At 74.8% G+C, this 10543-nt stretch carries 8 protein-coding genes; 7 read left to right on the plus strand and 1 reads right to left on the minus strand.

Annotated elements, in window-relative coordinates; all coding sequences use genetic code 11:
* The 3 genes from CTKZ_RS05830 to CTKZ_RS05840 all read left to right on the plus strand — a co-directional run.
* On the plus strand, positions 1 to 1270 hold a 1270-nt coding region (locus CTKZ_RS05830; protein WP_124342069.1), incomplete at its 5' end, for a YndJ family transporter.
* 45 nt (positions 1271 to 1315) lie between these two features.
* Positions 1316 to 1918 (plus strand): hypothetical protein, encoded by a 603-nt coding sequence (locus CTKZ_RS05835; RefSeq protein ID WP_124342070.1) that lies wholly within the window; start codon positions 1316 to 1318, stop codon positions 1916 to 1918.
* A 64-nt stretch (positions 1919 to 1982) separates the two neighbouring features.
* The gene (locus tag CTKZ_RS05840; protein WP_200829651.1) at positions 1983 to 3263 is read left to right on the plus strand and encodes an N-acetylglucosamine-6-phosphate deacetylase; all 1281 of its coding nucleotides are present in this window, start codon (positions 1983 to 1985) and stop codon (positions 3261 to 3263) included.
* Positions 3264 to 3438: 175 nt separating this feature from the next.
* Here CTKZ_RS05840 and CTKZ_RS05845 read toward each other — a convergent pair whose 3' ends face one another.
* Entirely contained in the window at positions 3439 to 6297 is a 2859-nt protein-coding gene (locus CTKZ_RS05845) for a glycoside hydrolase family 3 protein (RefSeq protein WP_124342071.1), read from the minus strand.
* A 303-nt stretch (positions 6298 to 6600) separates the two neighbouring features.
* Between CTKZ_RS05845 and CTKZ_RS05850 the strand changes: the two genes are divergently transcribed.
* The 4 genes from CTKZ_RS05850 to CTKZ_RS05865 all read left to right on the plus strand — a co-directional run.
* Positions 6601 to 8259 carry a twin-arginine translocation signal domain-containing protein gene (locus CTKZ_RS05850; protein ID WP_124342072.1) on the plus strand — a complete coding sequence of 553 codons (1659 nt, stop codon included), beginning with the start codon at positions 6601 to 6603 and terminating at the stop codon, positions 8257 to 8259.
* Positions 8260 to 8266: 7 nt separating this feature from the next.
* The gene (locus CTKZ_RS05855) at positions 8267 to 9283 is read left to right on the plus strand and encodes an ABC transporter permease (RefSeq protein ID WP_124342073.1); all 1017 of its coding nucleotides are present in this window, start codon (positions 8267 to 8269) and stop codon (positions 9281 to 9283) included.
* Positions 9280 to 10287: a carbohydrate ABC transporter permease gene (locus CTKZ_RS05860; RefSeq protein WP_124342074.1), complete on the plus strand. Its 1008-nt coding sequence runs from the start codon at positions 9280 to 9282 to the stop codon at positions 10285 to 10287. Before CTKZ_RS05855 ends, CTKZ_RS05860 begins: the two co-directional genes overlap by 4 nt.
* A 1-nt stretch (position 10288) precedes the next feature.
* Positions 10289 to 10543: glycoside hydrolase N-terminal domain-containing protein (locus CTKZ_RS05865; protein ID WP_200829652.1), on the plus strand; the 255-nt coding region annotated here is incomplete at its 3' end.

Consider the following 10543-nt stretch of genomic DNA (forward strand, 5'->3'; position numbering starts at 1 on the left):
CGTCACGGAACGCGCGGGGTGGGGGCTGCTCGGCTTCGGTGGCACGTACCTGACGCTCACCGTCCCGCACATGCTGTTCGCCGGGTTCGGTGCATGCCTCGTGACGGGCCTCGTGGCGGGGGTCGCACCGAGCCGCGCGGCCGACGTCGCGGCGGGCGCTGTCCCGCTCGGGGTGCTGCTCGTGCTCGGCGGCTACTTCGTGTCGGACACCGCGGAGCTCGTCGGCGCCCTCGTGCTCACGGTCGCGCTGTGGTGCGCCGCCGCCGCGGTGCTGCGCGGGTCGTCGCGCGTGACGGGCGCGGGGGGCGCCTCGGCCCTCGAGGCGCGGCGCGCACGGGTGCTGCTCCGCGTGGGCGCCGCGGTCGTCGTCCTCGCGATGCTGCCGGCGCTGTGGTGGGCCGTGGGCGAGGCCTTCGGGCTGCCGCACCCGGGGCTCGACGTCATGGTCACGACGCACGGCGTCGCCAACGCGCTGGGGTTCGTCGTGTGCACGCTCGTCGGGCTCGCCGTGCTCGGGCACCGCTCGTCGCCGAACCCGGGCACCGCGGACGACCGCGGTCTCGGTCGAGACGCCCGTGCGGACGCACGCGTCCCGCGCGAGGCACGTGGTCGCGACGCCGACCTCCGGCATGGCGCAGGTGGTCGCGACGCGGGCGGCCGCCACGGCGAGGTCGGTCGTGGCTCGGGTGTCCCGCACGGCGACGTCGGTCGCGGCGACGGCCTCACGTACGCCGAGGTGGGAGCCACGCTGCGCGGCGACCGCCCCGCGGGCTACCGGTGCACGGCCAGGCGGTGGCGCGTCGCCGCGCACGCCACGGCCGAGGAGGCCGCCGCGCTCGGCGACGACCTGCTGGCGTGGCGGATCCAGGCGGAGGCGGGCGTCCGCGTCGAGGCCGACGGTCCGGCGCGACGGGGGGTGCGCGTCGTGAGCCGTCCGGGCGTCGGGCGGCTGCGTCTGACGGCGCCGTGCGTCGTGGTGGCCGTCGACGAGGCCGCGTGCCACACCGCGTTCGCGTACGGCACCCTGCCGGGACACCCGTTCCGCGGGGAGGAGCTGTTCGCGGTCGAGCGGGGCGCCGACGGGAGCGTGTGGTTCGTCGTGGAGGCGTTCTCCCTGCCGACCGCGTGGTGGACGCGCGTGGCGTGGCCGGTCGTCGGCGTCGGGCAGCACGCGTACGCCCGGGCGCTCGCCGGCGCCGCGCGACGTCTGCACCGCGCGCGGACGGCCTCGCGCACCACCGCACCCCTCGCAGGCGGGGGCGACCGGTGACGGGCGCGGCACCGTCGTGGGGTCCGGCGGCGGAGGGGCACGGGGGTGGACCCGACCGGCGCACCCGCACCCGCACCCGCACCCGCACCCGCACCCGCACCGGAGCCGCCGCGGAGCGCGGCGTGGCACGCCGGGCTGGTGCGCGGACCCGCGCGGGTGGCCCTGCTGTGCGCGCTCTGCTGGGTGGTGGCGACGGCGCTGAGCCTCGTCTACGTCCTCGTGTCGGTCGCGGTGAGGGGCTTCCGGGCGGTCGCGGGCGGCGCGGGCGGACCGGGCGACGACGTCGAGGGCGCCGCGATGCTGCTCGTCTACCTGCCGGTCGTCTGGCTCTTCGCGATCGTGCCGGTCGTGGTCGTGGGATGGCCGGCGGGCCTCGGACTCGCGTGGCTTCTCCGGCGTCGCGCGCGCGAGGTCGAGCACGTCGTCGCGTTCGCCGCGGTGGGTGCCGTGCTGGCCACGGCGCTGGTCCGGCCGCCGGTGACGGGTGGGTGGCCCGAAGCGCTCCTCGTGGGCGCCGTCGTGGCGTCGCTGGGCGCGGCGGGGGCCGGCGGCGGACGCTGGTGGGCGGGCGCGGTCCTCCGCCGCCGGGCTGCTCGCGGTGAGCTGGCCCACCGCCCGGGGATCGCCCCGCCTCCCCCGTGGTGGTGATGACGTCGACGGCGCCGACGCGGCACCGGCCACGGGCGGCACGAGGGTGCGGCAGGATGCTCGCGTGAGCGTCGACTCCTCCCACGACCCCGCCGGCCCGACCGGCTCCGCACCGCTCGTCCTGCGCGGACGGGTCGTGACCCCGGCCCGGGTGCTGGACGACGGCGTCGTCGTCGTCGAGGGCGCGTCGATCGCGTGGGTCGGACCCGCGGACCGGGTCCCGGCTCCCTGGCGCGTCCCGGGGGAGGCCGTCGGCACGCTCCTGCCGGGCCTGGTGGACGTGCACTGCCACGGCGGCGGCGGTGCGAGCTTCCCCGACGCGGCCGACGTCGAGACGGCGCGCACGGCTGCGCACGAGCACCTGCGGCACGGCACGACGAGCCTGGTCGCGTCGCTCGTGACGGCGCCGCGTGACGTCCTGCTCGCGCGGACGGCGGTCCTGGCCGACCTCGCCGACGCGGGCGACGTCGTGGGGATCCACCTCGAGGGACCGTTCCTGTCGACGGACCGCTGCGGGGCGCAGAACCCCGACGACATGCGGCCGGGCGACGCGGCGCTCGTCGCGGAGGTGGCCGCGGCCGCCCGCGGCCATCTCGTGACGATGACGGTCGCGCCGGAGGTGCCGGGCGTCGCGGACGGGAGCGGGACGGCGGACGCGCGCGCGGACGTGCTCGCGGCGCTCGTCGACGCGGGGGCGCTGCCGTCGGTCGGCCACACGGACGCGTCGGCGGCGCAGGTCGACGTGGCCGTCGACCGGGCGTTCGACCTCCTGGCGTCGGCGCCGGCGGCGCGGTCGGGGCGCCTGACGGCGACGCACCTGTTCAACGGCATGCGCCCGCTGCACCACCGCGACCCGGGGCCGATCGCGGCGTGCCTGGCGGCGGCGGCGCGGGGCGAGCTCGTCGTCGAGCTCGTGGCCGACGGCACGCACCTCGCCGACGACACGGTGCGCGCGGTCCTCGACCTCGTCGGTCCGGGGTCCGTCGCGCTGGTGACCGACGCGATGGCGGCCGCCGGGATGCCCGACGGCGACTACCGCCTGGGCCCGATGGCCGTCCGCGTGGCCGACGGGGTCGCACGGATCGTCGAGGCCGACGGGTCGACGCCGCCGGGCGGCGGCGCGATCGCGGGCGGTGTCGCCCACCTGCTCGACGTCGTGCGGAACGTCGTCGCGGCGGGCGTGCCGCTCGAGGACGCGGTGCTCGCGGCGGCGACGACGCCCGCCGACGTGCTGGGTCGGCGCGACCTGGGCGCCCTCGTCGCGGGCCGGCGGGCCGACGTCGTGGTCGTCGACGACGCGCTCGCACCGGTGCGGGTCATGCGCGCGGGCGCCTGGGTGGCCTGACCGGCGGGGCGACGGTCGTCGTGGTGCGGGACGACGGGTTGACGGTGATGCGCGACCCGGAGGGCAACGAGTTCTGCGTCGAGTGACGCCCCGCCACCGGCCGGACCCGGCCGACGGACGTCGGACGGCACCGGGCACCCGCTGACGCCGCGCCGTCCGCCCGGGGAGCGGGCGGTCAGCCCGCGCGCGTCCCCCGTACCTCGCTGAGCCGGACGGCGCCGTCGAGCACGAGCCGCACGTCGGTCTCGCCCCAGGTCGGCAGCGTGGTGCGCGGCGTCGCGCCCACCGTGTGCCAGGCCCACCGGTCGGTGCCGTCGGGGACGGCCGCGGTCGCGACCCGTTCCCAGCGCCGTCCTTCGCGCACCTCGACGTGGACGGCGGCGTCGCCGGGCCCGGAGCGGGCGACGGTGAGCTCGAGCCCGCCGACGCCGTGCAGGTCGACGTCGCGCAGCAGCACCCACCCGGAGCCGGCGCCGGGGGCGACCTCGACGGCGGTGCCCGCGTCACGGTCGCGGGGGACCAGCCGGACGTCGGCGCGCTCGTCGTGGTCGACGGCGCGCACCCAGCCGTCGAGCAGGGTGCGCGGCGGGACGGGCGTCCCGGCGACCTTGAGGTCGGCGACGAGCGGCAGGTCACCGGACGACGACCCGGCGTGCAGCTCGTACCCGCCGGGCTCGACGACGAACGACCCGCTCGTGACGTCCCACACGGCGAGGCCGGCGACGGCGACGGCGAGCGCGACCTCGCGCGTCTCGCCGGGCTCGAGGCGGACGCGCTCGAAGCTCACGAGGCTGCGTCGCGGGTAGGGCAGCCGGTGCCCGGGTGCGGCGGCGTAGACCTGGACGAGCTCCTCGGCGACGCGGTCGCCGGTGTTCTGCACGATGACGCGCGCGGTGGCGACGGACAGCTCGTCGAGGTCGTCCTCGGCGTCGACGGTCAGGCCGAGGTACTCGACGGCGCTGTAGGTGAGCCCGTGCCCGAAGGCCCAGCGCGCCGGGTGCGGGGCGTACCAGTACGTGTGGCCGCCGCCGATCGGGTCGTGGTCGAACAGGTCGCCGACGTGCGCCTCGTCGGCGGGCCACTGCTGCGTGAGGCGTCCGGTGGGCTCGACGTCGCCGGTGAGCACGTCGACGAGCCCGTGCCCGAGCTCCTGCCCGGCGTGCGCGGTCCAGACGACGGCGGAGGCGGCGTCGCCGAGGTCGCCGAGCACGTAGGGGTACGACGAGACGACGGTGAGGACGGTCGACGGGTTGGCGTCGAGCACGGTGCGCGCGAGCTCGGCCTGCGCGTGGGGGAGCCGCAGGTGGGGGCGGTCCTCGGTCTCGCGCCCGAGCAGGTGCGGGTCGTTGCCGACGGCGACGACGACGACGTCCGCGTCGCGGGCCGCGGCTGCGGCGAGCGCGTGCCCGGAGTGCACGGTGCGGACGGTGAACCGCTCGGCGTGCTGCGGGTCGGCGGCGTCGGCGACGAGGACGCCGCCGTCGCGCTGCACGACGACCCAGCGTCCCGACCCGACGTGCTGGACGGAGACGGTGCCGTCGCCGTGGTCGTGCACGCGGAACGACTCCTGGACGACCCACCCGCCGACGCGGTCGGCGTCGGCGTGCAGGATCCACCGCGCCCCGGTCCACAGCCGGCCGGTGCGCCGCGACCGCAGCGTGTGCAGGCCCTCGCCCCACGACGTGAGGTCGACGTGCGTGTCCTCGTCGGCGCGCGGGGCGTCGGCGACGAGGACGCCGTCGTCGCCCGGCCGCACGTACCGGCCGGTCGTGACGGAGCGCAGCGCGACGCGGTCGGCGCCGTCGACGAGCGTCACGCGGTCCGCGCCGAGCCGCGCGGCCAGGGCGTCCGCGAGCGTGACCGTGTACGGCGGCGTGCCGGAGTACCAGTCGGTGCAGACCTGGTCGGCGTGCGGTCCGACGACGGCGACGCGCACGCCGTCGCGCAGCGGCAGCACACCGTCGTTCTCGAGGACGACGACGCCCGCGGCGGCCGCCCGCCGGGCGAGCGTGCGGTGCGCGGGCAGGTCGATCGCGTCCGCGCCGATCCCGGCCCACGGGTCGAGGTCGGGGTCGAGCTCGCCGGTCGCGAGCCGGAGCTCGAGCTGGCGCAGCACGGCGCGGTCGACGTCGGCCTCGTCGAGCAGCCCGGCGTCCAGCGCGGCCCGGACCCGTCCGATCGTGATCGACGAGTCCGCGTCGTGGTCGGTGAACGAGTCGACGCCGGCCCGGAGCGCGGCGGCGGCGGCGGTCGCGTGGTCGGCGTGGTAGCGCTCGCCCGTGACGAGGTTGCTCGGCGCACCGGCGTCGGAGACGACGAGCAGGAACCCGTCGCGCTCGTCCCGCAGCGCGTCGACCAGGTCCTTCGAGACGTGCGTCGGGCGCCCGTTGACGAGGTTGTAGGACGGCATCACGGCGCCGACGACGCCGGCCCGCAGCGGCCCGAGGAACGCGGGCAGCTCGTACTCGTGCAGCGCGCGCGGCGGGAGCTGGGCGCTCAGGACCGCACGGTCGGTCTCCACGCTGTACGCGAGCAGGTGCTTGAGGGTCGGGACCGTCCGCCAGTAGACAGGGTGGTCGCCGCGCAGCCCGCGCGCGTAGGCGGTCGCGAGGGTGGCGGTGAGGTGCGGGTCCTCGGAGAATCCCTCCTCGTTGCGGCCCCAGCGCGGGTGCCGCAGCGGGTTGACGACGGGCGCCCAGACGTTGAGCGACACGGTCGGGTCGGCCGCGTGCTTGGCGCGGACCTCGGTGCCGACGACCTCGCCGACCTGCGTGAGCAGGTCGAGGTCCCACGTCGCGGCCAGCCCGACGGGCTGCGGGAACGTCGTCGCGGTGCCGAGCCACGCGACGCCGTGCAGGGCCTCGGTGCCGGTGCGGAACTCGGCGAGCCCGAGCCGGGGGACGGCGGGCACGCGCTGGTGCAGGAATGCGAGCCTCTCGTCGAGCGTGAGGCGCTGCAGCAGGTCGCGGGCGCGGTCGCCCAGGGGGAGCGCGGGGTCGCGGAACGGCGGGGTGGGCGGGGCGTCGTCGGCCACGGGGTCCTCACGGTGGGTCGGGTCGAGCGGGCGGGCGGCGTCGACGGGCCGGTGCTCCGTCGCCCGGCCTGACGAAGCCGCTGGTTGAACCGTTTCGACGATCGTCACGGGCCCCTGTGGGCTGTCACCATCGCCGGAGTTCGACGGACTCGCGCCGTTCATGGTGGTCCACGACGCCGGATCAGGCAAGGCCGTCACCGCCACGGACCGACCCTTGCCCGGCGATTCGTTCATGCCGTACATTTCCCGCGATCGAACCGCTTCGATGCGCGATCCCGCCTCACGAGGAAGTGAAGGACGAAGATGACCCCTCCCCTCCAGCTCGGCCGCGTCGGCGACGTGGCTGTCGACCGGCGCTCGTTCCTGGGGATGCTGGCCGCCGGCGCCGCGGTCGTCGGCGTCCCGTCCCTGCTCAGCGCGTGCAGCCCCGGAACCCCCACCGGCGCGGCGACCAGCGCGGCACCGGTCGGCGACGTCATCCCGACGTACATCCCGGTCACGTACGCCGAGCCCGACTACCCGAGCGTCTCCGGCTCGGTGCCGGGATACGAGACGATCCCCGCCGAGCTCGTGCGCTCCGTGCCCACGGCCCCGGGCACGGGTCTCGTCTTCACGGCGATGACGCCCCTGTGGGGCACGATCCCGCCGACCAAGGGCAACCAGTACTACGCGGCGGTCAACGAGCTCATGGGCTCGGACCTCAACTTCCAGATCGCCGACGGCAACACCTACGGCGACAAGCTCGCGGCCGTGCTCGCGTCGGCCAAGGACGTCCCGGACTGGGTCTCGATCCCGACGTGGAACCTCCCGCCGCGGTTCGGCTCGGAGATCGTCGGCAACGTCTTCCAGGACCTCACGCCGTACCTCGCGGGCGACCTCGTCGAGGAGTACCCGAACCTCGCGAACATCCCGTCCGACGCGTGGAAGTTCTGCGTCTTCAACGGCCGCCTCTACGGCCTGCCGTTCCCGGGCGAGACGATCACCGACGCGACGTTCTACCGCCGGGACCTGCTCGAGGCCATGGGCGTCACGCCGGCCGTCACGAACGGGCAGGACCTGCTCGACCTCGCCAAGGAGCTGACGGGCGGCAACCAGTGGGGTGCCGACGACCTGTGGAACACGGCCGCGATCATCCACGGCGTCGTCCCGAAGTGGAAGCTCGAGGGCGACAAGCTCGTCCACCGGGTCGAGACCGACGAGTACCGCCAGGCGCTCGAGTGGAACGCGGCGCTGTTCGCCTCGGGCGCGGTGCACCCCGACGCGGTCGCGGGCCAGACCGGCGACGCGAAGCTGCGGTTCCAGAGCGGCCAGACGCTCATCGCCTCGGACGGCGTCGGCGGCTGGCACGAGGCCATGCGCGACAACCTCGCGGCCAACCCGTCGTACTGGCAGCAGCCGTTCGACCCGTTCGCGGCCGACGGCGGGGAGCCCGTGCTGTGGAAGGGCAACCCGGCGAACATCTTCTCGTTCCTCAAGAAGTCCGACGACGAGGCCCGGATCAAGGAGCTGCTCGCGCTGGCCAACGTCATCGCGGCGCCGTTCGGCACGACCGAGTACGACGTCATCAACAACGGCGTCGAGGGCGTGCACTACACGAAGGGCGCCGACGGCCTGCCGGTCCCGACGGCCCTCGCCGCGACCGAGCTGCAGCCGACGTACATCTTCCTCGTCGACCCGCCGCTGTCCGAGACGCACGTGCAGTACCCCGGGTACGTCAAGGCCGCGTCGGAGTGGAAGGCCAAGGCGTCGGGCTACGCCCAGGACCCGCTGTTCTACGCGCAGCAGATCGTCGAGCCCGCGCAGTACGCGTCGATCGGCCAGCCGTTCGTCGACCTCGAGAAGGACATCTCGCGCGGTCGCAAGTCCATGGCGGACCTCGACGCGGCCATCGAGACCTGGCGGTCGTCGGGCGGCGAGGAGCTGCGCGCGTTCTACCAGGACATCCTGGACAGCCAGTCCTGAGGCGCTCATGGCACTCGACGCACTGACCCGTCGGCGCGGCACGTCCGCGCCGGCGCCGGACCCGGTGACCGGCGCGGGGGACACCCCCGCGCCGGCCCGGCCGCCGGTCCGGAAGATCCCGCTCCGCACGCGCCTCAAGCGCGACCGCTCGCTCCTGATCATGGTGCTGCCGGCCGTCGTGCTGCTGGTCGTGTTCGCGTACGTCCCCATGCTGGGCAACGTCATCGCGTGGCAGCAGTACTCGCCCTACACGGGGTTCCTGCACTCCACGTACGTCGGCTGGGCCAACTTCGAGCGGGTGTTCACGAACCCGCTGTTCCTCGACGCGGTCGGCAACACGCTGGTCATCACCGCGTTCCAGCTGGTGTTCTTCTTCCCGATCCCGATCCTGCTCGCGCTGCTGCTCAACAGCGTCCTGTCGCCCCGCGTGCGGACCACGATCCAGTCGATCGTCTACCTGCCGCACTTCTTCTCGTGGGTGCTGGTCGTGACGATCTTCCAGCAGATCTTCGGCGGCGCCGGGCTCGTCAACCAGACGCTGCGCGACCACGGCCTGTCGGGCTTCGACATGATGACGAACCCCGACACGTTCCTCGTGCTCATCACGATGCAGTCCGTCTGGAAGGACGCCGGCTGGGGGATCATCATCTTCCTCGCCGCGCTGTCGACCGTGTCGCCCGAGCACTACGAGGCCGCGGCCGTCGACGGTGCGAACCGCTGGCGACGCATGTGGCACGTGACGCTGCCGGCCATGCGGCCCGTCATCATCCTGCTGCTCATCCTGCGCCTCGGTGACTCGCTCACCGTGGGCTTCGAGCAGCTCATCCTGCAGCGCGCCGCCGTCGGCGTGGACGTCGCCGAGGTCATCGACACGTACGTCTACTACCAGGGCGTCGTGTACGCGGACTGGAGCTTCGCGGCCGCGGCGGGCCTCGTCAAGGGAGTCGTCAGCCTGGTCCTCGTGCTGGGCGCCAACAAGCTCGCCCACGTGTTCGGCGAGGCGGGGGTGTACAAGCGCGCATGAGCGGACAGTCACCGGAGATCACCGCAGCACCCCCGGTGCTGCCCGCCGCGGCGGTCGGCACGACGCCCGACCGCCCGACCCCCGCGCCGCGCCGCCGCCGCGGGTCCAAGCACCGGCCGGTGTGGGAGGAGCGCCCGACGCCCGTCGGCCTCGCGCTCAAGGGGCTCGTGCTCACGCTCGTCGCGCTCGCGGTCCTGTTCCCGCTGTGGACCGTGGTCCTCACGAGCTTCTCGACGCAGGCGGAGACGCTGCGCGTCGGCGGCCTCGTGACCGTGCCGGGCGAGCTCACCCTCAACGCCTACCGGCAGATCCTGTCGGGCGGCGTGGTGTCGCGCGCCGCGCTCGTGAGCGTCGGGATCACCGCGGTCGGCACCGTCATCTCGACGATCGTGTCGGTCCTCGCGGCCTACGGGCTGTCGCGGCCCGGGTCGGTCCTGCACCGGCCGATCCTGTTCGTCTTCCTGGTCACGATGTTCTTCGGCGCGGGACTCATCCCGACGTACCTGCTGGTCAGCAGCCTGGGGCTCATCAACAGCTACTGGTCGCTGATCCTGCCGGGGGCCGTGTCGGCGTTCAACGTGCTGATCCTGCGCAGCTTCTTCATGGGCATCGACCAGTCGATCCTCGACGCCGCCCGCATCGACGGCGCGGGCGACTGGCGGGTCCTCGGCCGGATCGTCCTGCCGATGTCGAAGGCGGCGGTCGCGGTCGTCGCGCTCTTCTACGGCGTGGGGTACTGGAACGCGTTCTTCAACGCGATGCTCTACATCAACGACAACGCGAAGTGGCCCCTGCAGCTGGTCCTGCGGTCCTACGTCCTGCAGGGCGTGAGCCTGCCGGGCGGCGGGACGACGGGCCAGGTCGACGCGGCCACCGGTGTCGTGAGCGGCCTGCCCGTCCAGATGGCCGTCATGGTCCTCGCGATCGTGCCGATCCTGCTCGTCTACCCGTTCGTGCAGCGCCACTTCACCAAGGGCGTGATCTTCGGCGCGATCAAGGGCTGACGTGACGGGCCGTCGCACCCTGCTGTCGTTCGCCGGACCGGCGCGGACGTGGGTCGAGGCGTTCCCGGTGGGGAACGGCCGGCTCGGTGCGATGGTCCACGGCGGCGGCGACCGGGCGCGCGTGCAGGTCAACGACGCGACCGCGTGGTCGGGTCGGCCGGACGGACCGGACCGGGCGCTCGCGGCCGTGCGTGCCGCGGGCGCCGGACCGGAGCGGCTGGCGGCGGCGCGCGCGGCGCTCGCGGAGGGGCGGCAC

This window comes from Cellulomonas algicola, from assembly GCF_003851725.1.
Taxonomy (GTDB): domain Bacteria; phylum Actinomycetota; class Actinomycetes; order Actinomycetales; family Cellulomonadaceae; genus Cellulomonas; species Cellulomonas algicola.

Coding starts and splice junctions, on each gene's coding strand:
- CTKZ_RS05860 (WP_124342074.1), top strand. CDS start 9,280: ATGAGCGGACAGTCACCGGAGATCACCGCAGCACCCCCGGTGCTGCCC.
- CTKZ_RS05855 (WP_124342073.1), top strand. CDS start 8,267: ATGGCACTCGACGCACTGACCCGTCGGCGCGGCACGTCCGCGCCGGCG.
- CTKZ_RS05850 (WP_124342072.1), top strand. CDS start 6,601: ATGACCCCTCCCCTCCAGCTCGGCCGCGTCGGCGACGTGGCTGTCGAC.